This window comes from Pseudomonas sp. AK-TSAG1-1, assembly GCF_056821665.1.
On the sequence record NZ_CM165965.1, the window covers coordinates 1,032,584 to 1,056,178 of the forward strand.

Annotated in this window: 21 protein-coding genes; 11 read left to right on the top strand and 10 right to left on the bottom strand. The window is 60.7% G+C overall.

Features of this window, described 5'->3' with window-relative positions; genetic code table 11:
• Nucleotides 1-5 precede the first annotated feature (5 nt).
• The gene (locus tag AC1UK9_RS04590; protein ID WP_482579596.1) at nucleotides 6-1,607 is read right to left on the bottom strand and encodes an ABC transporter substrate-binding protein; all 1,602 of its coding nucleotides are present in this window, start codon (nucleotides 1,605-1,607) and stop codon (nucleotides 6-8) included.
• Nucleotides 1,608-2,323: 716 nt separating this feature from the next.
• Between AC1UK9_RS04590 and AC1UK9_RS04595 the strand changes: the two genes are divergently transcribed.
• Nucleotides 2,324-2,512 carry a hypothetical protein gene (locus AC1UK9_RS04595; RefSeq protein WP_025109491.1) on the top strand — a complete coding sequence of 63 codons (189 nt, stop codon included), beginning with the start codon at nucleotides 2,324-2,326 and terminating at the stop codon, nucleotides 2,510-2,512.
• A gap of 188 nt (nucleotides 2,513-2,700) precedes the next feature.
• On the opposite strand, the gene AC1UK9_RS04600 is transcribed toward AC1UK9_RS04595, so the two are convergent.
• A complete protein-coding gene (locus tag AC1UK9_RS04600; RefSeq protein WP_025109490.1) occupies nucleotides 2,701-3,420 on the bottom strand; it encodes an SIMPL domain-containing protein in 720 nt (239 codons plus the stop codon).
• A gap of 313 nt (nucleotides 3,421-3,733) precedes the next feature.
• Between AC1UK9_RS04600 and AC1UK9_RS04605 the strand changes: the two genes are divergently transcribed.
• From AC1UK9_RS04605 to AC1UK9_RS04620, 4 genes are all read left to right on the top strand, one after another.
• Nucleotides 3,734-4,996 (top strand): ATP-binding protein, encoded by a 1,263-nt coding sequence (locus AC1UK9_RS04605; protein WP_482579597.1) that lies wholly within the window; start codon nucleotides 3,734-3,736, stop codon nucleotides 4,994-4,996.
• Nucleotides 4,989-5,549: a response regulator transcription factor gene (locus AC1UK9_RS04610; protein ID WP_003221630.1), complete on the top strand. Its 561-nt coding sequence runs from the start codon at nucleotides 4,989-4,991 to the stop codon at nucleotides 5,547-5,549. Before AC1UK9_RS04605 ends, AC1UK9_RS04610 begins: the two co-directional genes overlap by 8 nt.
• A 96-nt stretch (nucleotides 5,550-5,645) precedes the next feature.
• On the top strand, nucleotides 5,646-7,373 hold the full coding sequence (locus tag AC1UK9_RS04615; RefSeq protein ID WP_025109488.1) for an ABC transporter ATP-binding protein/permease: 1,728 nt from the start codon (nucleotides 5,646-5,648) through the stop codon (nucleotides 7,371-7,373).
• A gap of 194 nt (nucleotides 7,374-7,567) precedes the next feature.
• On the top strand, nucleotides 7,568-8,317 hold the full coding sequence (locus AC1UK9_RS04620; RefSeq protein WP_024164483.1) for a FadR/GntR family transcriptional regulator: 750 nt from the start codon (nucleotides 7,568-7,570) through the stop codon (nucleotides 8,315-8,317).
• A 299-nt stretch (nucleotides 8,318-8,616) separates the two neighbouring features.
• Here AC1UK9_RS04620 and AC1UK9_RS04625 read toward each other — a convergent pair whose 3' ends face one another.
• Nucleotides 8,617-8,805, bottom strand: a complete 189-nt coding sequence (locus tag AC1UK9_RS04625; RefSeq protein ID WP_482579598.1) for a hypothetical protein — start codon at nucleotides 8,803-8,805, stop codon at nucleotides 8,617-8,619.
• 11 nt (nucleotides 8,806-8,816) lie between these two features.
• Complete coding sequence (locus AC1UK9_RS04630; RefSeq protein ID WP_482579599.1) at nucleotides 8,817-10,121, bottom strand: phospholipase; 1,305 nt, start codon at nucleotides 10,119-10,121, stop codon at nucleotides 8,817-8,819.
• 236 nt (nucleotides 10,122-10,357) lie between these two features.
• Here AC1UK9_RS04630 and kdgD point away from each other — a divergent pair, with 236 nt between their 5' ends.
• From kdgD to AC1UK9_RS04655, 5 genes are all read left to right on the top strand, one after another.
• Nucleotides 10,358-11,269 (top strand): 5-dehydro-4-deoxyglucarate dehydratase, encoded by a 912-nt coding sequence (gene kdgD / locus AC1UK9_RS04635; protein ID WP_025109484.1) that lies wholly within the window; start codon nucleotides 10,358-10,360, stop codon nucleotides 11,267-11,269.
• Nucleotides 11,270-11,328: 59 nt separating this feature from the next.
• Complete coding sequence (locus AC1UK9_RS04640) at nucleotides 11,329-12,774, top strand: aldehyde dehydrogenase family protein (RefSeq protein WP_482579600.1); 1,446 nt, start codon at nucleotides 11,329-11,331, stop codon at nucleotides 12,772-12,774.
• Between the two features lie 99 nt (nucleotides 12,775-12,873).
• Nucleotides 12,874-14,238 carry an MFS transporter gene (locus tag AC1UK9_RS04645; RefSeq protein WP_482579601.1) on the top strand — a complete coding sequence of 455 codons (1,365 nt, stop codon included), beginning with the start codon at nucleotides 12,874-12,876 and terminating at the stop codon, nucleotides 14,236-14,238.
• Between the two features lie 11 nt (nucleotides 14,239-14,249).
• Entirely contained in the window at nucleotides 14,250-15,803 is a 1,554-nt protein-coding gene (garD, locus tag AC1UK9_RS04650; RefSeq protein ID WP_482579602.1) for a galactarate dehydratase, read from the top strand.
• A 170-nt stretch (nucleotides 15,804-15,973) separates the two neighbouring features.
• Nucleotides 15,974-16,915 carry an AEC family transporter gene (locus AC1UK9_RS04655; RefSeq protein ID WP_482579603.1) on the top strand — a complete coding sequence of 314 codons (942 nt, stop codon included), beginning with the start codon at nucleotides 15,974-15,976 and terminating at the stop codon, nucleotides 16,913-16,915.
• A 109-nt stretch (nucleotides 16,916-17,024) separates the two neighbouring features.
• Here AC1UK9_RS04655 and AC1UK9_RS04660 read toward each other — a convergent pair whose 3' ends face one another.
• The 6 genes from AC1UK9_RS04660 to gatC all read right to left on the bottom strand — a co-directional run bounded on the left by AC1UK9_RS04660 (nucleotide 17,025) and on the right by gatC (nucleotide 22,244).
• A complete protein-coding gene (locus tag AC1UK9_RS04660; RefSeq protein WP_102356058.1) occupies nucleotides 17,025-17,405 on the bottom strand; it encodes a carboxymuconolactone decarboxylase family protein in 381 nt (126 codons plus the stop codon).
• Nucleotides 17,402-18,463, bottom strand: coding sequence for a calcium/sodium antiporter (locus AC1UK9_RS04665; RefSeq protein ID WP_482579604.1), 1,062 nt, complete (start codon nucleotides 18,461-18,463; stop codon nucleotides 17,402-17,404). The genes AC1UK9_RS04660 and AC1UK9_RS04665 overlap by 4 nt, the downstream gene beginning before the upstream one ends.
• 46 nt (nucleotides 18,464-18,509) lie before the next feature.
• Nucleotides 18,510-18,884: a septal ring lytic transglycosylase RlpA family protein gene (locus AC1UK9_RS04670; protein WP_025109477.1), complete on the bottom strand. Its 375-nt coding sequence runs from the start codon at nucleotides 18,882-18,884 to the stop codon at nucleotides 18,510-18,512.
• A 148-nt stretch (nucleotides 18,885-19,032) separates the two neighbouring features.
• Nucleotides 19,033-20,478 carry an Asp-tRNA(Asn)/Glu-tRNA(Gln) amidotransferase subunit GatB gene (gatB, locus tag AC1UK9_RS04675; RefSeq protein WP_025109476.1) on the bottom strand — a complete coding sequence of 482 codons (1,446 nt, stop codon included), beginning with the start codon at nucleotides 20,476-20,478 and terminating at the stop codon, nucleotides 19,033-19,035.
• A gap of 10 nt (nucleotides 20,479-20,488) precedes the next feature.
• Nucleotides 20,489-21,940, bottom strand: coding sequence for an Asp-tRNA(Asn)/Glu-tRNA(Gln) amidotransferase subunit GatA (gene gatA, locus AC1UK9_RS04680; protein WP_025109475.1), 1,452 nt, complete (start codon nucleotides 21,938-21,940; stop codon nucleotides 20,489-20,491).
• 16 nt (nucleotides 21,941-21,956) lie between these two features.
• Nucleotides 21,957-22,244 (bottom strand): Asp-tRNA(Asn)/Glu-tRNA(Gln) amidotransferase subunit GatC, encoded by a 288-nt coding sequence (gatC, locus tag AC1UK9_RS04685; protein ID WP_007901429.1) that lies wholly within the window; start codon nucleotides 22,242-22,244, stop codon nucleotides 21,957-21,959.
• A 211-nt stretch (nucleotides 22,245-22,455) separates the two neighbouring features.
• Here gatC and mreB point away from each other — a divergent pair, with 211 nt between their 5' ends.
• A complete protein-coding gene (gene mreB, locus AC1UK9_RS04690; RefSeq protein ID WP_002555108.1) occupies nucleotides 22,456-23,493 on the top strand; it encodes a rod shape-determining protein MreB in 1,038 nt (345 codons plus the stop codon).
• The last annotated feature ends 102 nt before the right edge of the window (nucleotides 23,494-23,595 follow it).

Genomic DNA, 23,595 nt, shown 5'->3' on the forward strand with positions numbered 1-23,595 from the left:
CGGTGTTACTTATTTATACCCACGCCGTAGAAGGGCGTCAGGCCAAACGGGCTGATCTTGAAGTCAGTCACTTCCTTGCGCAGCGGCTGGAACACCGTGGAGTTGGCGATCGGGGTGATCGGCACCTGCTGTTTAAGGATCAATTGCGCCTGTTGATACAGTTTTACCCGTTGCGCCTTGTCGCTCGTCACCTTGGCCTGCTGCACCAGTTTGTCGTAGGCCGGGTCGCACCACTTGGCGTAGTTGCTGCCCTTGACCGCCGCGCAGCTGTAGAGCACGCCGAGCCAGTTGTCCGGGTCGCCGTTGTCACCTGTCCAGCCATAGATCATCGCGTCGTGTTCGCCATTTTTCGCGCGTTTGATGTACTCGCCCCATTCGTAGCTGACAATGTTGGCCTTGATGCCGATCTTGTCCCAATCCTGCTGGATCATCTGTGCCGACATCCGCGCATTCGGGTTGGAGGCGCGCTGCACGGTCATCGCCCAGAGATTGATGGTGGTGCCCGGTGCAACCCCGGCTTCCTTGAGTAGCGCCTTGGCTTTGACCGGGTCATACGGTGCGTCCTTGATGCTCGGGTCATACGACCATTGCGCCGGTGGCAAGGCGTTCTGCGCCAGTTGGCCGGCACTCTGGTAGACCGCTTTGATGATCGCCGGTTTGTCGATGGCCATGTCCAGCGCCTGGCGGACCTTGAGCTGATCGAGCGGTGGGTGGGTGGTGTTGTAGGCGAGGAAGCCGAGGTTGAAACCGGCCTGCTTGAGCACGCGCAGGTTCGGGTCCTTTTCCATCACTTCGATGTCGGCCGGGCGCGGGTAGCCGCTGACCTGGCATTCGCCGGTCTTGAGTTTCTGCAGGCGCACGGCGGCGTCGGGGGTGATCGAGAAGATCAGGTTGTCGATCTTCACGTCTTCGGGTTTCCAGTAGGCCTTGTTGGCGGCGTAGCGGATCTGCGAGTCCTTCTGGTAACGCTTGAACACGAACGGGCCGGTGCCCACCGGTTTCTGGTTGAGGTCGGCGGCTTTGCCTTCCTTCAATAGCTGGGCGGCGTATTCGGCCGACTGCACCGAGGCGAAGCTCATGGCGAGGTTTTGCACGAATGCGGCGTCGACGTTATTGAGGTTGAAGCGCACGGTGTTGTCGTCGAGTTTTTCCACCGATTTGATCGTGGTGTTGAGGCCCATGTCGGTGAAGTAGGGGGACTCGGCGGGGTAGGCCTTGCGGAAGGCGTTATCCGGGTCGAGCAGGCGCTGAAAGGTGAACAGAACATCGTCAGCGTTGAAATCACGGGTTGGGGTGAAGTAGTCCGTGGTGTGGAATTTTACGTTTTGGCGCAGGTGGAAGGTGTATTGCAGGCCATCCTGGGAGACGTCCCATTTGGTCGCCAGGCCAGGCTCGATGTCGGTGCCGCCGCGCTGGAATTGGGTGAGACGGTTGAAGACGGTTTCGGCGGAAGCGTCGAAGTCGGTGCCGCTGGTGTACTGGCTAGGGTCGAAGCCGGCCGGGCTGGCTTCGGAGCAGTAGACCAGGGTGGTGGCTGCGTGGGCTATGGGGGTGGTTGCGGCCAGGGCCAGGGAGATCAGGAGCGGTTTGAGGGTGGATCTTGGCATGGAGTCCCCGGGTAGATTGGCGGTAGTTGTGTTTTCAGGGTAGCGGGGATTTGGGGGGCTTCGGAAATATCGTTTTTCTTGTTTGGGTGTCTATCTCGGTATATCTGGGGTGTGTGTACATATCCGTTGCTGCGGTAACGGCGGCTTGGGGTTGCGCCCTTACGGCGGGTGACTTTTTCCAGACGCCGAAAAAGTAACCAAAAAGGCTTGCTCCTGCGTGCGGCCCGCTCGCTGGGGCTCGGGGTCCCTTCGCTCCGGGATCGATCCGCTCAGCCTGCCGACGGCGCCCGTGGATCAAGATCAAGAGCTGCAGCCGAGCTTGCGCTCATCCTGTTGAGTGGGGCGGCTGCGCCGCATGGGTTTAGACAAATCAAATCTGTGGGAGCCAGCCAGCCAGCTAGCCTGCCAGCCGACCAATCTCTAACAGACCACACGCAATCCCACTGTGGGAGCGGGCTTGCTCGCGAAGAGGCCCGCCCAGTCACCCAATAACATTGGCCTGTTTAACGTCGTTTCAAGTCACCAGAACCGTCCTACAAAAAATCGCCTCCAGTGGGGGGCTGGCCTGCAAGAATTGCTGTCGCCTATACCTGTCAGGTTTGACAGTAGATATACCGCGCCGATTGATTGAGCATGGTTCTGGCTTGTCGCTGAGCATGATGTGCGCCAGGCGCCTGGCTTTAACGGAACGCCAATCCTTATAAGGACACATACTCATGACTCCTGAACAAAAGAGCGATGCACAGCGACGTGGCTACGAAGTTCTACATGTCTCTGCGACCAGCGACTCCTGGTGGCAGGTTTACCGTAATGGAACGAAATTGGACGGTCAGCGGTTCGGGACGGAAGGCGAGGCCTGGCAGCACGCCGTCGATGTGATTTCGAGTGATCAATACAACCATTGATGCTCTGCTTCGCAGGGGCACCGCGTTATCGTTCTTCGCGAGCAGGCTCGCTCCCACAGGGGACTGCATTTCAAACTGTGGGAGCGGGCCTGCTCGCGACGGCGGCAGATCATTCAGTACGAAATCCGGGCACAAAAAAACCGGCGATCATTCACTGATCGCCGGTTTCTCATTCAGTCCACATCAAATCACTGCATCAGTACTTCGATCGAGCCATCGGCGGTCAGGCTGACCTGGCTGGTGCCCGCCTCAACGTCAGGCGTGACCGGTGCCGAATCCGCCATGCCGGCAGCCTTCATCATCATCGGGGCGCGCATGTACGGTTGTGGGTAACCGTTGCTGTTGAGGTTCAGGTTGACGATTTTGTAGCCTTTGCCGCCCAGTGCATCGGTAGCCAGTTGGGCGCGGGCCTTGAAGGCGCTGACGGCTTCTTTGAGCAGTTTGTCTTCGCTGGCCTTGCGGGTCGGCTCGGCGATGGCGAAGTCCATGCCGCCCATTTTCAGGTCGGTCAGCAGTTCGCCGGTGAGTTTGGACAGGGCGGCGAAGTCGGCGCTTTCCAGGCGCAGTTCGGCGCGCTCACGCCAGCCGGTGATCTTCTGGCCCTTGGTGTCGTAGATCGGGTAGCTGTTGCGGCTGCCCTGGCGCAGGGTGATGTCCTTGACTTGCTTGGCCTGGGCCAGTGCCTTGTTCATGGTGGTGCTGACGTCGGCGGCGAGTTTGGCCGGGTCGGTGTTCTGCTCTTCGGTGTAGAGCGTCACGATCATCAGGTCGCGGGCCACTTCCTGGCTGACTTCGGCGCGCAGGGAAATCTGGTTGTAGTGCAGCTCATCGGCGGCCAGGGCCGGAAGGCTGGCGACACTGCCGACGGTCAGGGCGAGAAGGGCGGCGCTGCGGCGAAAGGTGTGCATGAAGGCTCCTTGAATAATGCGCAGGTGTTGATTCGTCCCTGCGTGAAACCATCAGACTCTAGCTTCTGTGATCCGGTTCGCCCAGTTACAACTTCTATACAGATCGCCGGAGCTGCTGCGCAGCCATTCGCGAGCAGGCTCACTCCAACAGGGGAAAGCATTTCAAAGGTGGGAGCGAGCCTGCTCGCGAAGGCGCCCTTATAGCTGCCGGAACTCTTTTCGCCATGTGGTCGTTTGCCGCACTTTCGCCTCTCAAGGCCGTGGCTTGGTTATACTCCGTGCGATCCGCCTGGAGCGCTCATCAGGAGAGCTCATGCTCGCCCCCGTACAACTGACTTCCGCCACTCGCCAGAACCTCTGGCGGCTGACCTTTATCCGCACTCTGGTGCTGGCCGCGCAGGCGGGCTCCGTGGGCCTGGCCTACTGGCTGCAACTGCTGCCGTTGCCGTGGGTGCAACTGGCAATGACCCTCGGCTGCTCGACGCTGCTGTGCGTATTCACCGCCGTGCGCCTGCGCACTTCGTGGCCGGTGACCGAGCTTGAATATGCGCTGCAACTGGCCTGCGATCTGGTGATCCACAGTGCGCTGCTGTATTTCTCCGGCGGCTCGACCAATCCGTTCGTTTCCTATTATCTGGTACCCCTGACCATTGCGGCAGTGACGCTGCCATGGCGTTATTCGGTGGTTCTGTCCGGCATCGCGCTGGCGCTGTACACGTTGATGCTGACGCGTTTCTATCCGCTGGAAACCCTGCCGATCGCCCGTGAGAACCTGCAGGTGTACGGCATGTGGCTGAGTTTCGCCCTCGCGGCAGCGGTCATCACCTTCTTCGCCGCACGCATGGCCGAAGAGCTGCGCCGCCAGGAAGAGTTGCGGGCCATTCGCCGTGAAGAAGGCCTGCGCGATCAGCAGCTGCTCGCGGTCGCCACTCAGGCGGCCGGCGCCGCGCACGAACTGGGCACACCGCTGGCGACCATGAGCGTGTTGCTCAAGGAGATGCAGCAGGACCATCCCGACCCGATGCTGCAGGACGATCTGAAGGTGCTGCAGGATCAGGTCAAACTGTGCAAGGAAACCCTGCAACAACTGGTGCGCGCCGCCGAGGCCAACCGACGTCTGGCAGTAGAAATGCAGGATGTCACCCAATGGCTCGACGAGGCGCTGAACCGCTGGCACCTGATGCGTCCGGAAGCCAGTTACCGCTTCCACCGTCTCGGCCAGGGCAGCGTGCCGCGCATGGCGCCGCCGCCGGATCTGACCCAGGCGTTGCTCAATCTGTTGAACAATGCTGCCGACGCCTGCCCGGAAAACCTCCAGGTGACGCTGGACTGGGATGCGGAAAACCTCACCATCAGTATTCGTGACCACGGCGCCGGTGTGCCGCTGGCCATCGCCGAACAGATCGGCAAACCATTTTTTACCACCAAGGGCAAAGGTTTCGGCCTGGGCCTGTTTTTGAGCAAGGCCAGCGTGACACGTGCTGGCGGCTCAGTGAAACTCTATAGTCATGAGGAAGGCGGCACGCTCACCGAGCTGCGCCTGCCTCACGGCGCCCGAGGAGACCAACATGAGTGACGAAATCCAAGTCGAAGGCGAAGAACTGCCGCATTTGCTGCTGGTCGACGACGACGCGACCTTCACCCGAGTGATGGCCCGTGCCATGGCCCGCCGTGGCTTTCGCGTCAGCACCGCAGGTTCGGCCGAAGAAGGCCTGACCATCGCCCAGGCCGATCTGCCTGATTACGCCGCGCTGGACCTGAAAATGGACGGCGACTCCGGCCTGGTGCTGCTGCCCAAGCTGCTGGAGCTGGACCCGGAAATGCGCGTGGTGATCCTCACCGGCTATTCGAGCATTGCCACGGCGGTCGAAGCGATCAAGCGCGGCGCCTGCAACTACCTGTGCAAACCGGCTGACGCCGACGACGTACTGGCTGCGCTACTCTCCGAACACGCCGACCTCGACAGTCTGGTGCCGGAAAACCCGATGTCGGTCGATCGCCTGCAGTGGGAACACATCCAGCGTGTGCTCACGGAGCATGAAGGCAACATCTCCGCCACTGCCCGCGCCCTGGGCATGCACCGCCGCACCCTGCAGCGCAAACTGCAGAAGCGCCCGGTTCGTCGCTGAACCTGCGCTGAACGGCCATCGCCAGCCCTCGCGATAAAACGCGCCGATCAACTATGATCGGTGCGTGTCTGTTCTTTTCTTTATCGAGCCTTTTCCATGAATCAGAACGCTGAATATTCCGCGGTCAACGATGCTGTGCGCGGGCAGTTTTTTCGCAAGGTGTGGGGGATCATCACGCCCTACTGGCGCAGCGAAGAGAAGGGCAAGGCCTGGACATTGCTGATTGCAGTGATCGCGCTGTCGTTGCTCAGCGTGGGGATCTCGGTGTGGTTCAACACCTGGTACAAGGATTTCTACAACGCGCTGCAGAAGAAAGATGAAGCGGCTTTCTGGCAGCTGATTCTGTATTTCTGCGCAATTGCAGCGGTGGCGATTGTCGGTGCCGTGTACCGGCTTTATCTGACCCAGATGCTGACGATTCGCTGGCGGGCCTGGCTGACCGAAAAGCATTTCTCCCGTTGGCTAGCGGACAAGAACTACTACCAGCTGGAGCAGGGCGGTTATACCGATAACCCGGATCAGCGGATTTCCGAAGACCTCAACAACTTCACCTCCAACACCCTTGAGCTGGGGATCGGCCTGCTGCGCAATATCGTCAGCCTGGTGTCGTTCTCGATCATTCTGTGGGGTGTGTCGGGCAGTATCGAAGTCTATGGCATCACTATTCCCGGCTACATGTTCTGGTGCGTGCTGGTCTATGCGGTGGTGGGCAGCTGGCTGACGCACTTGATCGGTCGTCGCTTGATCGGCCTGAACAACCAACAACAACGCTTTGAAGCCGACCTGCGTTTTTCCATGGTGCGGATTCGCGAAAATGCCGAGAGCATCGCGTTGTATAACGGCGAACCGAACGAAAATCGTCGTTTGAGCGGTCGTTTCGGCAATGTCTGGCATAACTTCTGGGACATCATGAAAGTGTCCAAGCGTCTGACATTCTTCACCGCCGGTTACAGCCAGGCAGCCATCATCTTCCCGTTCATCGTGGCCTCGCCGCGTTACCTCGCCGGCAAGATCGAACTCGGTGAGCTGATGCAAATCAGCTCGGCATTCGGCAATGTCCAGGAGAGCTTCAGCTGGTTCATCAGTGCGTACCAGAACCTCGCCTCCTGGCGCGCTACCTGTGATCGTCTGCTGAGTTTCCGTCAGGCCATGACCGACAATGAAGACCGCAGCCCGGCCATCGATGTGCAGAATCAGGGCAGCGCGCTGAAAGTGCACAACCTTGGCCTGGACCTGGCCGACGGTCGTCACCTGCTGACCAATGCCGACATGACGGTGGAGCCAGGCGACCGGGTGATGCTCAGCGGCCGATCCGGCAGCGGCAAGTCCACTCTGTTGCGGGCGATGGGGCATTTGTGGCCCGCGGGCCACGGCAACATCCGCTTGCCGGCGGCGCGGTATCTGTTCCTGCCGCAGAAACCGTACCTGCCGATCGGCACCCTGCGCGAGGCGTTGAGTTATCCACAACCGGGCGACACTTACGCGCCGCAGCGTTACGTCGAGGTGCTGGAAACCTGCCGTCTGCCGCACCTGGTCGCGCGTCTGGATGAAGCCAATCACTGGCAGCGCATGCTGTCGCCGGGTGAGCAGCAACGCCTGGCCTTCGCCCGCGCGCTGCTCTACGCACCGCAATGGCTGTACATGGACGAAGCGACATCGGCGATGGATGAAGAGGATGAAGCGACGCTGTATCAGGCGCTGATCGATCAGTTGCCGGGGCTGAGCATTGTCAGCGTCGGCCATCGCAGCAGCCTCAAGCGTTTCCATCCGCGGCATGTGCGGATCGACAGCGGGCATCTGGTCGAACAGGCCGTGACCGCCTGATCACCACCATGCCTCTGTAGGAGTGAGCCTGCTCGCGATAGCGGCGCAACAGTCGACATCTTTGTTGAATGTGAAACCGCAATCGCGAGCAGGCTCACTCCTGCAAGGAGCGCTGTTGTGACTCGACAGTGATCGTACAACCCGCCTGCGCTATGATGCGAACCAAGCCGAATTTTCGAGACCAGACGTTGACCATGGAAAACCCGATCGACACCCCTCGCCTCCCGCGCAAGCGCCGCAGCCTGGCTCAGGAGCTGGTGACGGTGCTGACCGAGCAGATCCGCGACGGTCTGCTCAAGCGTGGCGACAAGCTGCCCACTGAGTCGGCGATCATGCAGGAGCATGGTGTCAGCCGCACCGTGGTGCGCGAGGCAATTTCCCGTTTGCAGGCTGCAGGCCAGGTGGAAACCCGTCATGGTATCGGCACGTTTGTGCTGGATACGCCAAGCCCCAGCGGCTTTCGCATCGACCCGGCCACGGTGGTCACCCTGCGCGACGTGCTGGCGATTCTGGAATTGCGCATCAGCCTGGAAGTGGAGTCCGCCGGCCTTGCCGCGCAACGTCGCAGCCCCGAGCAACTGGCGACCATGCGCGCGGCCCTCGATGCGCTGAACGACAGCGTCGCGCACGCCAGTGATGCGGTGGCGTCGGACTTCGCCTTTCACCTGGAAATCGCCCTGTCCACCGGCAACCGTTACTTCACTGACATCATGACTCACCTGGGCACCAGCATCATTCCGCGTACGCGGCTGAATTCGGCGCGGCTGGCCCATGATGATCAGCAGCACTACATGAACCGCCTGAGCCGTGAGCACGAGGAAATCTACGAGGCAATTGCCCGCCAGGATTCCGATGCGGCGCGGGCGGCGATGCGTCTGCACCTGACCAATAGCCGTGAACGGTTACGTCAGGCGCATGAAGAGGCGCAGGCGCAGCGGGGTTGAGTTTGCAGATCTGAGTCATGTGTTGCTGATACACCGCCTTCGCGAGCGAGCACGCTCCCACTTTGGACTCTCGGCGACCCCAGATTGTGGGAGGCAGCCGAGATTCAATGCAGGATTTTGCAGATCTGAGTCATGTGTTGCTGATACACCGCCTTCGCGAGCAAGCCCGCTCCCACTTTGGACTCTCGGCGACCCCAGATTGTGGGAAGTAGTTGAGATTCAAAGCGAGCAAACCCGCTTTCACTTTGGAATGCATTTCAAGTGTGGGAGCGGGCTTGCTCGCGAAGGGGCCGGTGAGTTCAGCGCGGCAATATCGAACGATCCACCCTCACTGCCAGTTTCGCGTTACCAGGCTTGGCAGCAAACGCCACATCTCCCGATTTATCCACAACCCCCCGCGCAATCGGCTTGCCGTCGGCCAGCAACTCCAGTGGTGCACCTTGCAGCGACTGGCCCGACGCCAGTTCCAGTTTCAATTTGATCGTCATGGTGATTCTCCTTAATTGACGTTACCGGTCGGGTGGTAGTCCTTGAGCAGCAGGTACGTGCTCCAGCCCCACCAGTCGTCGATGGTGGCGGTATCGTTGAGGTTGTTCACGTCTTTGCGCCGCAGCACCTTGCCGCCCTCGACGCGGAACAGCGGCGAGAAGTTGCCGGAAAGATTCAGTACCGCCGTCAGGTCCGGCAGCCGTTGCAGCGCGGCGAACGCCGAAGGCGCGGGCACGTTGCCGCTGAGGTAGGCGGCGAAGATCTCATCCGCCGAGGCCTGCACCGCCAGATTGACCTGGGTGCGGTTGTCCGCATCACTGGCCTCGAAGTAGCGTTTGTCACCATAGGCGCGCCATTGATCGCCATGAGCATTGCGCACCTTGAGGCCGAATTTGCTGTCTTCGTCGTGCATGAAACGGGTCACCAGCGAGCCGAGATCGCTCGGGGTCACCACCGCGGCCATCTCTTTGCGTGGCACGCGCAGGTGGCCGGAGGAGAACAGGTCGGTGAGGAAGTGGTCGGCGAACGCGTTCATTGCGTAGGCCCGTTCCAGTTGTTGTTCATCGTGATTGGCGCGGGCCGCGACGGCGGTCTGCAATGCAACGGTATGGCCGGCGATGTAAGCCAGTTTTGCCCGTTCGCCGAAGTGATCGGCGTTGTTCGCCGCCAGTTTCAGGTAACGCCCAAGGGGGAACAGCGCGGAGACGAAACTGCCGCCGCCGGTGAGTTTGTTCCACTCTTCGGACAACGTATCTCCCAGTGCATCGTAGGCTTCGTGCGATTGTTTGCCATCCTTGATCGCCTGTTTAACTGCGTCGATCTCTTTTTGCATGACCGCGAGGATCTGCGGCGCCTCGGCGCGGGAGGCCGGCAGCACCGCGAGGGAATCGAATGCAGCGTTGAAGCGATTCAGGCGATCGGCCGGGGTCGCACCTTCGTTGATCGGCCGGTCGACCACGGCGTAGAAATCTCCGGCCAGCGCCACGACTTGGCCGTAAGTCAGGGCGAGGCCGTTAGGCAAGTGCAATTGCACATTTTGCGCGCGGATCGGTTCGGCGTTTTCGACGAAGCGCAGCAGTGTGTTGTCGCCGATTGCCGTGTGTTCGCCGCCTTCGAAGCGTAATTGCGGTTTGCCTTTGAGCGCTTTGCCCGGCACGGCAGTGGCCGGTTCGACATCGCTGTGGGCGTCGGCGATGTGCAGCACCAGATGCGGGTTGTCGGCGCTGAAGTGGATGCCGGTTGGGGTGAACAGATCATCGAAACGGGCGATAACCGGCTTGGGTCTTTCCTGTGGTTTGGGGTGCAGTCCGGACATTTCTTTCTCCTTGATATGTCGTCGGTGGATTCAATTTAACTGTATATACATACAGCTAAATCGATCCTAGACGAGATTTTTCCTACGTCAAGAAAGAATCTTGTCTGACAAAAAATGCCGGGCGACGATGAAATGCAGTTGACGGTTATTTTTTAGGTTGTACGATGACCTACAACTTCAGCGCTGGCTGAACGATAAAACTCACAAGAAATGTTGCTACCCAGGGTGTTCGAAAAATGAATCCACAAGAACTGAAGTCCATCCTCTCCGCCGGTCTGCTGTCGTTCCCGGTCACCGATTTCAACGCCCAGGGCGATTTCCATCGCGCCGGTTACATCAAGCGTCTGGAATGGCTGGCCCCGTACGGTGCTTCGGCCTTGTTCGCGGCGGGTGGTACCGGCGAATTCTTCTCCCTGGCGGCCAGCGAGTATTCGCAGATCATCAAGACCGCGGTCGACACCTGCGCCAGCAGCGTGCCGATTCTCGCCGGTGTCGGCGGTTCGACCCGTCAGGCCATCGAGTACGCACAGGAAGCCGAGCGCCTGGGCGCCAAAGGTTTGCTGCTGCTGCCGCACTACCTCACCGAAGCCAGCCAGGACGGCGTTGCTGCCCACGTTGAAGCGGTGTGCAAATCGGTGAACATCGGCGTGGTGGTCTACAACCGCAACGTCTGCCGTCTGAACGCGGCGCTGCTGGAACGTCTGGCCGAGCGCTGCCCGAACCTGATCGGTTACAAGGACGGCCTGGGCGATATCGAGTTGATGGTGTCGATCCGTCGTCGCTTGGGTGACCGCTTCAGCTACCTCGGCGGCCTGCCGACCGCTGAAGTCTATGCCGCCGCGTACAAGGCCCTCGGCGTGCCGGTTTACTCGTCGGCGGTGTTCAACTTCATCCCGAAAACCGCGATGGACTTCTACCACGCGATTGCCCGTGAAGATCACGCCACCGTCGGCAAGATCATCGACGACTTCTTCCTGCCGTACCTCGACATCCGCAATCGCAAGGCCGGCTACGCCGTGAGCATCGTCAAGGCCGGGGCAAAAATTGCCGGCTATGACGCAGGCCCGGTGCGGGCGCCGCTGACTGACCTGACCGGCGAAGAGTACGAAATGCTCGCCGCGCTGATCGACAAACAAGGCGCGCAATAACACCGACCCACAAGGCCGCTGAGCAATCAGCGGCTTTTGCGTACAGAGGAGAATGTTCTGTGGCTGATTCCAAGCGTTACGACAACTACATCAACGGTGAATGGGTCGCCGGTGCCGATTACTCGGCCAACATCAACCCGTCCGAGTTGAGCGACACCATTGGCGACTACGCCAAGGCTGACCTGATTCAGGTGTACGCGGCCATCGATGCTGCGCGTGCGGCGTTCCCGGCCTGGTCGGTCTCGGGCATTCAGGCCCGTCACGATGCGCTGGATAAAGTCGGCACGGAAATCCTCGCCCGTCGCGAAGAACTTGGCACTTTGCTGGCCCGGGAGGAGGGCAAGACTCTGCCCGAAGCCATCGGCGAAGTGACCCGCGCCGGCAACATCTTCAAATTTTTCGCCGGTGAATGCCTGCGTCTGTCCGGCGACTACGTGCCGTCGGTGCGCCCCGGCGTTAACGTTGAAGTGACCCGCGAAGCCCTTGGCGTGGTCGGCCTGATCACCCCGTGGAATTTCCCGATGGCGATCCCGGCATGGAAAATCGCTCCGGCCCTGGCCTACGGCAATTGCGTGGTACTGAAACCAGCGGATCTGGTGCCGGGTTGCGCCTGGGCGCTGGCCGAAATCATCTCTCGCGCAGGCTTCCCCGCCGGCGTGTTCAACCTGGTGATGGGCAGCGGTCGGGTGGTGGGGGAAGCGCTGGTCAACAGCCCGAAAGTCGACGGCATCAGCTTCACCGGTTCGGTGGGCGTGGGCCGGCAGATCGCGGTCAACTGCGTCTCGCGCCAAGCCAAGGTGCAGCTGGAAATGGGCGGCAAGAACCCGCAGATCATTCTCGACGACGCTGACCTCAAACAAGCGGTCGAGCTGTCGGTGCAGAGCGCGTTCTACTCCACCGGCCAGCGTTGCACGGCGTCGAGCCGCTTGATCGTCACCGCCGGGATTCACGACAAGTTTGTCGAAGCGATGGCTGAGCGCATGCAGTCGATCAAGGTCGGCCACGCGCTGAAGTCCGGCACCGACATCGGTCCGGTGGTCTCGCAGGCGCAGCTGGAACAGGACTTGAAGTACATCGACATCGGCCAGAGCGAAGGTGCGCGCGTGGTCAGCGGTGGTGGTCTGGTGACCTGCGACACCGAAGGCTACTTCCTCGCGCCAACGTTGTTTGCCGACAGCGAAGCGTCGATGCGCATCAGCCGTGAAGAGATCTTCGGCCCGGTGGCCAACATTGTTCGCGTCGCCGATTACGACGCCGCGCTGGCGATGGCCAACGACACCGAGTTCGGCTTGTCGGCCGGTATCGCCACCACCTCGCTGAAATACGCCAACCACTTCAAGCGTCATTCCCAGGCCGGGATGGTGATGGTCAACCTGCCGACGGCCGGTGTCGATTACCACGTTCCGTTCGGTGGCCGTAAGGGTTCATCCTATGGCTCACGTGAGCAAGGCCGCTATGCGCAAGAGTTCTACACGGTTGTGAAAACTGCCTACATCGGCTCCTGATAGCTGCAATAGCTGTGGGGGCTGGCTTGCAGCCCCCACAGATGACAGACCCAAGAAGATTCACCCGCGCATAAAAATAATCAGTGGGAGTACATCTACATGCAATCGTCCAAGCCGACTCACGTCCGCTATTTGATCCTGCTCATGTTGTTCCTGGTGACCACGATCAACTACGCCGACCGCGCGACCATCGCCATCGCCGGTTCCAGCCTGCAAAAAGACCTCGGTATCGACGCGGTCACCCTCGGTTATATCTTCTCTGCATTCGGCTGGGCCTACGTCGCCGGGCAGATTCCCGGTGGCTGGCTGCTCGATCGCTTCGGCTCGAAAAAAGTCTATGCCCTGAGCATCTTCTGCTGGTCACTGTTCACCGTGCTGCAAGGTTTTGTCGGTGAGTTCGGCATGTCCACGGCGATTGTCGCGCTGTTCATGCTGCGCTTTCTGGTGGGCCTGGCCGAAGCGCCATCGTTCCCCGGTAACGCGCGTATTGTCGCCGCCTGGTTCCCGACCGCAGAACGTGGCACCGCCTCGGCGATCTTCAATTCGGCGCAATACTTCGCCACCGTGCTGTTCGCTCCGCTGATGGGCTGGATCGTCTACACCTTCGGCTGGGAACACGTGTTCATCGTCATGGGCGTGTTCGGCATCGTCTTCTCGCTGATCTGGCTGAAGGTTATCCACAGCCCGCGTCAACATCCTATGGCCAACGACGCCGAAGTTCAGTTCATCGCTGACAACGGCGGCATGGTCGACATGGACCAGAAACAAGGCAAAAAGTCTGATGGACCGAAGTGGGACTACATCCGTCAGTTGCTGACCAACCGCATGATGCTCGGCGTGTATCTGGGCCAGTACTGCATCAACGGCATTACCTATTTTTTCCTGACCTGGTTCCCGGTGTACCTGGTGCAGGAGCGCGGCATGACCATTCTCAAGGCCGGTTTCATTGCTTCGCTGCCGGCAATCTGCGGTTTCATCGGTGGCGTGCTCGGCGGGGTGATTTCCGATTACCTGCTGCGCAAGGGCCATTCGCTGACCTTCGCTCGCAAGGCGCCAATCATTGGTGGCTTGCTGGTGTCGAGCAGCATCGTCGCCTGCAACTATGTTGATATCGAATGGATGGTGGTCGGCTTCATGGCCCTGGCCTTCTTCGGCAAAGGCGTCGGTGCGCTGGGCTGGGCGGTGGTTTCCGACACGTCGCCGAAGCAGATCGCCGGCCTCAGTGGCGGTCTGTTCAACATGTTCGGCAACATCGCGTCGATCACCACACCGATCGTGATCGGCTACATCATCAGCTCCACCGGGTCGTTCAAATGGGCGCTGGTGTTTGTTGGCGCCAATGCGCTGGTTGCGGTGTTCAGCTATCTGGTGATTGTCGGCCCGATCAAACGGGTGGTGCTCAAAGAGCCACCAACCAACGGTGGTTCTGAAATCACCGGCAAATTGTCTCAAGCGCATTCCTGAGGAGCGGCGTCATGCAGTTGATTGAACATTCCGACTCGCCGCGCTACATCCGCCTGCACGAGCGGGACAACGTAGTGATTGTGGTCAATGACCAGGGCGTGCCGGCCGGCACCGAATTCCCGGACGGTCTGGTAACCGTGGACTTTGTGCCGCAGAGCCACAAGGTCACCCTCGAAGACATTCCCGAGGGCGGCCAGGTGATTCGCTACGGCCAGACCATCGGCTATGCGTTGCAGCCGATCCCGCGTGGCAGTTGGGTCAAGGAAGATCAACTGCGCATGCCGACCGCGCCACCGCTGGACAGCCTGCCGCTGTCCACCGAAGTGCCGGCCGCACAGGCGCCGCTGGAAGGCTTCACCTTCGAGGGTTATCGCAATGCCGACGGCACTGTCGGCACGCGTAACATTCTCGGGATTACCACCACCGTGCAGTGCGTCACCGGCGTGCTCGATCACGCGGTGAAACGCATCAAGGACGAGTTGCTGCCGAAATACCCGCACGTCGATGACGTGGTGGCACTGACCCACAGTTATGGCTGCGGCGTGGCGATCACCGCTACCGATGCGTACATCCCGATCCGCACCGTGCGCAACCTGGCGCGCAACCCGAACCTGGGCGGCGAAGCACTGGTGATCAGCCTCGGCTGCGAGAAGTTGCAGGCAGGGCAGGTGATGCACGAGGACGATGCGTCGGTCGATCTGAGCGAGCCGTGGCTGTATCGCCTGCAGGATTCCAGTCACGGTTTCACCGAGATGATCGAGCAGATCATGGCGCTGGCCGAAGTCCGTTTGAAGAAGCTCGACCAGCGCCGCCGCGAAACCGTGCCGGCTTCCGAGCTGATCCTCGGCATGCAGTGCGGTGGCAGTGACGCGTTTTCCGGAATCACCGCCAACCCGGCGCTGGGCTACGCCTCGGACTTGTTGTTGCGCGCCGGGGCGACGGTGATGTTTTCCGAAGTCACGGAAGTGCGCGATGCGATCTACCTGCTGACCTCCCGCGCCGAAACCAGGACCGTTGCCGAGGAACTGGTGCGCGAGATGGACTGGTACGACCGTTACCTGGCCAAGGGCGAAGCGGACCGCAGCGCCAACACCACCCCGGGCAACAAGAAGGGCGGGTTGTCGAACATCGTCGAGAAGTCGCTGGGCTCGATTGTCAAATCCGGCAGCAGCGCGATCAACGGCGTGCTCGGCCCGGGCGAACGTTTCAAGCGCAAGGGCCTGATCTTCTGCGCGACGCCGGCCAGTGATTTTGTCTGCGGCACGTTGCAACTCGCGGCGGGGATGAACCTGCATGTGTTCACCACCGGGCGCGGCACGCCGTATGGCTTGGCGATGGCGCCGGTGGTCAAGGTTTCGACCCGGACCGAGTTGGCGCAACGCTGGCCGGATCTGATCGACATCGACGCCGGGCGGATTGCGACCGGGCGTGCGTCCATCGAGGAGTTGGGGTGGGAGTTGTTTCACTACTACCTGGATGTGGCGAGCGGCAAGCAGCAGACCTGGACGGAGAAGCACAAGCTGCATAACGACATCACCCTGTTCAACCCGGCGCCGATTACCTGACATCGTGTCATGGTTCTTCGCGAGCAAGCCCGCTCCCACATTTGATCTGCGGTGTAAATGAGATCCCTGTGGGAGCGGGCTTGCTCGCGAAAGCGTTCTCACAGACGCCGAAGGATCGGCTGGCTTATCATTAGCCTCCTGACGAACGCTCACCCAAAGGCTCCCACGGCATGCTGGCAATCTTCCTCGAAACCCTGAACATCACCGCGCCGGTGTTCGCCATGCTGTTTCTCGGGGTGTTGCTCAAACGCATCGACTGGATCAACGACAACTTCATTCACACCGCCTCGTCGCTGGTGTTCAACGTCAGCATGCCGGCGCTGCTGTTTCTCGGGATCCTGCATGCGGATCTGCACGCTGCTTTGCAACCAGCACTGCTGATCTACTTCGCGCTCGCCACGCTGGCGAGTTTCGCCCTGGCGTGGAGCTGGGCGATTTTCCGTTGCCCGCGCGAGGATCGCGGCATCTACACCCAGGGCGCGTTTCGCGGCAACAACGGAGTGATCGGCCTGGCGCTGGCGGCGAGCATGTACGGCGACTACGGGATTTCCCTCGGGGCGATTCTCGCGGCGCTGGTGATCCTGTTCTACAACACCCTGTCGACCATCGTGCTGGCGGTGTACAGCCCGGTGATCAAGTCCGATCCGTGGAGCATCTGCAAAAGCGTGTTCAGCAACCCGCTGATCATCAGCGTGATTGCCGCGGCGCCGTTTGCCTGGTTCAAGATCAGCCTGCCGGGCTGGCTGGAAACCTCCGGCCAGTATCTGGCGCAGACCACCTTGCCGCTGGCGCTGATCTGCATCGGCGGCACGTTGTCGCTGGCGGCGCTGCGCCAGAGCGGCAGCATGGCGCTCAGCTCCAGCCTGCTGAAGATGATCGGCCTGCCGGTGCTGGCAACACTGGGGGCGTGGCTGTGGGGTTTTCGCGGGGCGGAGCTGGGGATTCTGTTTCTGTATTTCGGCAGCCCGACGGCGGCGGCCAGTTTTGTCATGGCCCGGGCGGCGCAGGGCAATCATGAGCTGGCGGCGGCGATCATTGTGCTGACCACGCTGATGGCGGCGGTGACCACCAATGTCGGGATCTTTGTGTTGCAGTGGGGTGGGTGGATCTGACAGACGGATCTTCAGTGGCTGAAAGGGTCTCTTCGCGAGCAGGCTCGCTCCCACAGGGAAATGCATTCCTGATGTGGGAGCGAGCCTGCTCGCGAAGGCGTCAGTTCGATCACTCGGGTTTCTGATAACTGTCGATCACTTCCTGCGCCGCGCGAAACGCATCAATCGCCGCCGGCACCCCGGCATACACCGCGCAGTGCAGCAGCGCCTCGCGGATCTCTTCCACTGTGCAGCCATTGTTCAGCGCACCGCGCACGTGGCCTTTCAATTCCTGCGGGCACTTCAATGCCGTCAGTGCTGCCAGGGTGATCAGGCTGCGGGTTTTCAGCGGCAGGCCTTCGCGATTCCACACGCCGCCCCAGGCGTGTTCATTGACGAAATCCTGCAACGGCTGAGTGAACTCGGTGGCATTGCCCAGCGCGCGATCAACGAACGCATCGCCCATTACCTGACGGCGGATTTCAACCCCGGATTTCTTCGAATCGGTCATGGCACATCCCTCTTGTGGTGTTGGCGGCGCCAGGCGCGTACGGACGTGAACAACAGGAACGCCAGCAGCGTTGGCAGCACGTAAAACAGCATCAGTTTTTCAAGTTTGCCGGCCAGCGGCATACCGGTGGTGAACGACACCACATGCAACCCGTACGCCAGGTACAAACCCAGCAGCAGCAAACCTTCGGCGCGGGTCACGCGGTAGCCGGAATAGAACACGGGGAGGCACAGCGCCGCGACGCCGAGCATCACCGGCAAGTCGAAATCCAGCGCGTTGGGCGACACCGATAATGGCGTCGGCGCGATCAGTGCGGTGATGCCTAGCACCCCCAGCAGATTGAACAGGTTGGCGCCGATCACGTTGCCCACCGCAATGTCACGCTGGCCGCGCAATGCGGCGATCAGCGAGGTGGCGAGTTCCGGCAGTGAGGTGCCGACCGCGACCACGGTCAGGCCGATCACTCGCTCGGAGAAGCCCAGGTCGGTCGCCACCGCCACCGCTGCGCCCAGCAGCAAATGCCCGGCGAACACCAGCAGCGCCAGGCCGGCGGCGATCATCAGCAAGCTGCCGAACCACGATGCGTGCGGCGTGTGCGGTAACTCGGAATGCGGCCGGGCCGAGTGCCGCGACTGGCGCAGCAGCAGGCCCAGATACAGCGCCAGCGCCGCGAGCAGCAGAATGCCGTCGAGGCGGCCGATCTGTTCATTCCACGCGAGGACGAACACCAGCAGGCTGGCGCCGATCATCAGCGGGATGTCCAAACGCACCAGTTGCCGCGAGACGCGCAGCGGAATGATCAGCGCCGACAGACCGAGGGTCACGAGGATGTTGAAGATGCTGCTGCCGATCACACTGCCGACGGCGATGTCGGGGTTGTGTGCCAGTGTCGCCTGCAGGCTGACGGCCATTTGCGGGGCGCTGCTGCCGAGAGCGACGATGGTCAGGCCGATGATCAGCGGGCGCACATGCAAGCGCGCAGCCAGACGCACGGCGGCGCGTACCATCAGTTCGGCGCCGATGATCAGCAGAAACAGGCCGCTGAGCAGTTCGATCACGTTGATCAGCGGTAAATCGGCCAGAACAAAAATAGTCAGCGCTCCATCAGTCGTCGAGAGCCTGTATGCGAACCCGCGCCGTGCCGCTGCCGAGCATGCCGAGACGCTCGGCCGCCTCACGCGAGACATCGATCAGGCGGCCGCGGGTGTGCGGTCCGCGATCGTTGATGCGCACAATGCAGGATTTGTCGTTTTTCAGGTTGGTGACCTTCACCCGCGTGCCGAACGGCAGTTGGCGATGGGCGGCGGTCAGGGAATGCTGGTTGAACGCTTCGCCGCTGGCGGTGCGTTTACCGTGGTGTCTGGCGCCGTAATAGGAGGCGACGCCGGTCTGGTCGTAACCGTGCGGGTCGATGATGTCGTTGCTGGCGCAACCCGCCAGTAAAGAGAGCAGGGCGCAAAGGCTGAACAGACGCTTCATTCAAAGGATTTCCGAATCAAATGCAGGAGTGAGCCTGCTCGCGATAGCGCAATGTCAGACACCGGAAAAGTGACTGTCAAATCGCTATCGCGAGCAGGCTCACTCCTACAAGGGATGGCGCCAGGCTTTAAGGCTGGCTCCATTTACATCAGCCTTCGAGCTTGCTTTTCAGCAGTTCGTTCACTTGCTGCGGGTTGGCCTTGCCTTTGGAGGCTTTCATGGCCTGGCCGACGAAGAAGCCGAACATTTTGCCGCGCTTGGCTTCATCAGCCGCACGATATTGTTCAACTTGCTCGGCGTTGGCCGCGAGCATTTCGTCCAGCACCGCGGAGATCGCGCCGGTGTCGGTCACTTGCTTGAGGCCGCGCTTGTCGATGATTTCGTCTGCGTTGCCTTCGCCGTTGGCCATCGCCTCGAACACCACCTTGGCGATCTTGCCGGAGATGGTGTTGTCCTTGATGCGCTGCAGCATGCCGCCCAACAGTTCAGCCGAAACCGGCGACTCGTCGATGTCCAGGCCTTGCTTGTTGAGCAGGCTGCCCAACTCGACCATCACCCAGTTCGCCGCCAGTTTGGCGTCGCCGCCGATGGCTGCGACTTTCTCGAAGTAGTCCGCTTGCTCACGGCTGGTGGCCAGCACGTTGGCGTCGTAGGCCGACAGACCGAACTGGCTCTGGAAGCGCTCGCGTTTTTGCGGTGGCAGTTCCGGCAGGGTGGCGCGCACCTCACCCAGGAACGACTCTTCGATGACCACTGGCAGCAGGTCCGGATCGGGGAAGTAACGGTAGTCGTTGGCTTCCTCTTTCGAACGCATCGGACGGGTCTCGTCCTTGTTCGGATCGTACAGACGGGTTTGCTGGATCACTTTGCCGCCGTCTTCGATCAGCTCGATCTGACGCTGGATCTCGGAGTTGATCGCCTTCTCGATGAAACGGAACGAGTTGACGTTCTTGATCTCGCAGCGCGTGCCGAACTCGACCTGGCCCTTGGGACGGATCGACACGTTGCAGTCGCAACGCAGCGAGCCTTCGGCCATGTTGCCGTCGCAGATGCCCAGGTAGCGTACCAGCGCGTGGATCGCCTTGACGTAAGCCACGGCTTCCTTGGCGCTGCGCATGTCAGGCTCGGAAACGATTTCCAGCAGCGGCGTGCCGGCACGGTTCAGGTCGATGCCGGTGGCACCGTTGAATTCTTCGTGCAGGCTCTTGCCGGCGTCTTCTTCCAGGTGCGCGCGGGTGATGCCGACACGTTTGACGGTGCCGTCTTCCAGCGCGATGTCCAGGTGGCCCTTGCCGACGATCGGCAATTCCATCTGGCTGATCTGATAGCCCTTCGGCAGGTCCGGGTAGAAGTAGTTCTTGCGGGCGAACACGTTGTGCTGACCGATCTCGGCATCAATCGCCAGACCGAACATCACTGCCATACGCACGGCTTCCTGGTTCAGCACCGGCAAAACGCCAGGCATGCCCAGGTCGATCAGGCTGGCCTGAGTGTTCGGCTCGGAACCGAACGTGGTGGAACTACCGGAAAAGATTTTCGACCGGGTAGTGAGCTGAGTGTGAATCTCCAGCCCGATCACGACTTCCCATTGCATGTGTGTCTCCTCAGAAGCCGGTTGGGGTGCGGGTGTGCCAGTCAGTGTTCAACTGATACTGGTGCGCAACATTGAGCAAACGGCCTTCCTGGAAATATGGAGCGAGCAACTGCACGCCAACCGGCAGACCGTCGACAAAACCGGCCGGCATCGACAGGCCCGGCAGGCCCGCGAGGTTGGCGGTGATGGTGTAGACGTCTTCCAGATAGGCAGCGACCGGGTCGCTGTTCTTGGCGCCGAGCTTCCAGGCCGGGTTTGGCGTGGTCGGGCCGAGGATGATGTCGACTTCATTAAAGGCAGCCATGAAGTCGTTCTTCACCAGGCGACGGATCTTCTGCGCTTTCAGGTAGTAGGCGTCGTAGTAACCGGCGGACAGGGCGTAGGCACCGACCATGATCCGGCGCTGGACTTCCGGGCCGAAGCCTTCGCCACGAGAACGCTTGTACAGGTCAATCAGGTCTTTCGGCTGCTCGCAGCGATGGCCGAAACGCACGCCGTCGAAACGTGACAGGTTCGAGGAGGCCTCTGCCGGCGCGATCACGTAGTACGCAGGAATTGCGTGTTGCATGTTCGGCAGGCTGATTTCCTTGATCACGGCACCGAGCTTCTGCAGCTCTTTGATGCTGTTCTGGATCAGCTCGGCGATGCGCGGGTCGAGACCGGCGCTGAAGTATTCCTTCGGCACGCCGATGCGCAGGCCTTGCAGCGAATCGCCGAGGCTGGCGGAGTAATCCGGCACTGGCTCATCGATGCTGGTGGAGTCGTTCTGATCGAAGCCGGCCATACCTTGCAACAAAATTGCGCAGTCTTCGGCCGTGCGCGCCAACGGGCCGCCCTGATCGAGGCTGGAGGCGTAAGCGATCATGCCCCAGCGCGAAACGCGACCGTAGGTCGGTTTCAGGCCGGTGAGGTTGGTGAATGCCGCCGGCTGACGGATCGAACCACCCGTGTCGGTAGCCGTCGCCGCCGGCAACAGACGAGCGGCAACGGCCGCCGCCGAACCGCCGGACGAGCCGCCCGGTACGTGTTCCAGGTTCCACGGGTTTTTTACCGCGCCGTACCAGCTCGACTCGTTGGCCGAACCCATGGCGAACTCGTCCATGTTGGTCTTGCCCAGGGTCACAGCGCCGGCAGCGGCCAGTTTCGCAACCACGGTGGCGTCGTAGGGCGCCTTGAAGTTGTCGAGCATCTTCGAGCCGCAGCTGGTGCGAATGCCCTGGGTGCAGAACAGGTCTTTGTGGGCGATCGGCGCGCCGAGCAGGGCGCCGCTCTCACCGTTGGCCCGGCGTGCGTCGGCGGCTTTCGCCTGCTCGAGGGCCAGCTCTTCGGTGAGGCTGATGAAACTGTTGAGCTGCGGATCGAGCTGGGTAATACGCGCCAGCAGGACTTTGGTCAGCTCTTCGGAGGAAAACTTTTTATCGGCGAGACCGCGGGCGATCTCGGCCAGAGTCATTTGATGCATTGCAGGCTCTTTCCCTTTAGTCGATGACTTTCGGAACCAGATACAGGCCGTTTTCGACCGCTGGTGCGATGGACTGGTAAGCCTCGCGGTGATTGGTCTCGGTCACGACGTCAGCGCGCAGGCGCTGACTGGCTTCCAGCGGGTGGGCCAAAGGCTCGATACCGTCGGTATTGACGGCCTGCATTTCGTCGACCAGCCCGAGAATGCTGTTGAGGGCGGAAGTAATGTGTGGAAGATCGGCATCATTGAGGCCAAGGCAGGCCAGATGTGCGATTTTTTCCACGTCGGAGCGTTCTAGCGCCATCGGGATTCTCCTGTGGAAAACAGAACGGACGGCGTCCGTGTGTTAGATTGTCGGAACACTACCGCACTTCTACGGTCATAAGGCCGCGATTGTGGGGCTTGGTGCACAGAAAAGCGGCCAATTTAACATATTGGCGCCTTGCCCAAAATCCCTGTCGTTGTTAGAGTTTGCCGCACTTTTTTACCCACGCGTTGCCTAGGGTCCCTTTCCCATGTTCAAGAAACTGCGTGGCATGTTTTCCAGCGATCTTTCCATTGACCTGGGCACTGCCAACACCCTTATTTACGTGCGCGAGCGCGGTATCGTCCTGAATGAGCCATCGGTTGTGGCCATTCGGACACACGGTAACCAGAAAAGTGTCGTTGCTGTCGGCACCGAAGCCAAGCGCATGCTCGGCCGTACGCCGGGCAACATTGCTGCCATTCGTCCGATGAAGGACGGCGTTATTGCCGACTTCAGCGTCTGCGAAAAGATGCTGCAATACTTTATCAACAAGGTTCACGAAAACAGTTTTCTGCAGCCTAGCCCTCGTGTGCTGATCTGCGTTCCATGCAAATCCACTCAGGTTGAGCGTCGTGCCATCCGTGAATCGGCCCTTGGTGCCGGTGCTCGTGAAGTGTTCCTGATCGAAGAGCCAATGGCCGCTGCGATCGGTGCCGGCCTGCCGGTCGAAGAAGCTCGCGGCTCGATGGTCGTGGATATCGGTGGTGGTACCACTGAAATCGCGCTGATCTCCCTGAACGGCGTGGTGTATGCCGAATCCGTACGCGTTGGCGGCGACCGCTTCGACGAAGCGATCATCACCTACGTGCGCCGCAACTACGGCAGCCTGATCGGTGAATCGACTGCCGAGCGCATCAAGCAGGAAATCGGCACGGCCTACCCGGGCGGCGAAGTTCGCGAAGTCGACGTTCGCGGCCGCAACCTGGCCGAAGGCGTTCCACGCGCATTCACCCTGAACTCCAACGAAGTGCTGGAAGCTCTGCAAGAGTCCCTGGCAACCATCGTTCAGGCCGTGAAAAGTGCGCTGGAGCAGTCGCCGCCGGAACTGGCTTCCGACATCGCCGAGCGTGGCCTGGTGCTGACCGGTGGTGGCGCGCTGCTGCGTGACCTCGACAAGTTGCTGGCCCAGGAAACCGGTCTGCCGGTGATCGTTGCCGAAGACCCGCTGACCTGTGTTGCTCGCGGCGGTGGCCGTGCATTGGAAATGATGGACAAACACACCATGGACCTGCTCTCCAGCGAATAACTCGCCGGTTTGCAATACGTGGGTGAGCGCGCAGGCAGCACTTTGCAGTGCTGCCTGTTGGCGTTTATCTTCTGTCAGTCTTCATCCAGGCCGGTTTGATGC

Excerpts from the sequence above, each read along its gene's own strand:
- mreB (WP_002555108.1), top strand. The coding sequence starts at position 22,456 with ATGTTCAAGAAACTGCGTGGCATGTTTTCCAGCGATCTTTCCATTGAC.
- kdgD (WP_025109484.1), top strand. The coding sequence starts at position 10,358 with ATGAATCCACAAGAACTGAAGTCCATCCTCTCCGCCGGTCTGCTGTCG.
- AC1UK9_RS04595 (WP_025109491.1), top strand. The coding sequence starts at position 2,324 with ATGACTCCTGAACAAAAGAGCGATGCACAGCGACGTGGCTACGAAGTT.
- AC1UK9_RS04620 (WP_024164483.1), top strand. The coding sequence starts at position 7,568 with ATGGAAAACCCGATCGACACCCCTCGCCTCCCGCGCAAGCGCCGCAGC.
- AC1UK9_RS04660 (WP_102356058.1), bottom strand. The coding sequence starts at position 17,405 with ATGACCGATTCGAAGAAATCCGGGGTTGAAATCCGCCGTCAGGTAATG.
- garD (WP_482579602.1), top strand. The coding sequence starts at position 14,250 with ATGCAGTTGATTGAACATTCCGACTCGCCGCGCTACATCCGCCTGCAC.
- gatA (WP_025109475.1), bottom strand. The coding sequence starts at position 21,940 with ATGCATCAAATGACTCTGGCCGAGATCGCCCGCGGTCTCGCCGATAAA.
- AC1UK9_RS04645 (WP_482579601.1), top strand. The coding sequence starts at position 12,874 with ATGCAATCGTCCAAGCCGACTCACGTCCGCTATTTGATCCTGCTCATG.
- gatB (WP_025109476.1), bottom strand. The coding sequence starts at position 20,478 with ATGCAATGGGAAGTCGTGATCGGGCTGGAGATTCACACTCAGCTCACT.
- AC1UK9_RS04655 (WP_482579603.1), top strand. The coding sequence starts at position 15,974 with ATGCTGGCAATCTTCCTCGAAACCCTGAACATCACCGCGCCGGTGTTC.
- AC1UK9_RS04625 (WP_482579598.1), bottom strand. The coding sequence starts at position 8,805 with ATGACGATCAAATTGAAACTGGAACTGGCGTCGGGCCAGTCGCTGCAA.
- AC1UK9_RS04670 (WP_025109477.1), bottom strand. The coding sequence starts at position 18,884 with ATGAAGCGTCTGTTCAGCCTTTGCGCCCTGCTCTCTTTACTGGCGGGT.
- AC1UK9_RS04605 (WP_482579597.1), top strand. The coding sequence starts at position 3,734 with ATGCTCGCCCCCGTACAACTGACTTCCGCCACTCGCCAGAACCTCTGG.
- AC1UK9_RS04600 (WP_025109490.1), bottom strand. The coding sequence starts at position 3,420 with ATGCACACCTTTCGCCGCAGCGCCGCCCTTCTCGCCCTGACCGTCGGC.
- AC1UK9_RS04610 (WP_003221630.1), top strand. The coding sequence starts at position 4,989 with ATGAGTGACGAAATCCAAGTCGAAGGCGAAGAACTGCCGCATTTGCTG.
- AC1UK9_RS04615 (WP_025109488.1), top strand. The coding sequence starts at position 5,646 with ATGAATCAGAACGCTGAATATTCCGCGGTCAACGATGCTGTGCGCGGG.
- AC1UK9_RS04630 (WP_482579599.1), bottom strand. The coding sequence starts at position 10,121 with ATGTCCGGACTGCACCCCAAACCACAGGAAAGACCCAAGCCGGTTATC.
- AC1UK9_RS04590 (WP_482579596.1), bottom strand. The coding sequence starts at position 1,607 with ATGCCAAGATCCACCCTCAAACCGCTCCTGATCTCCCTGGCCCTGGCC.
- gatC (WP_007901429.1), bottom strand. The coding sequence starts at position 22,244 with ATGGCGCTAGAACGCTCCGACGTGGAAAAAATCGCACATCTGGCCTGC.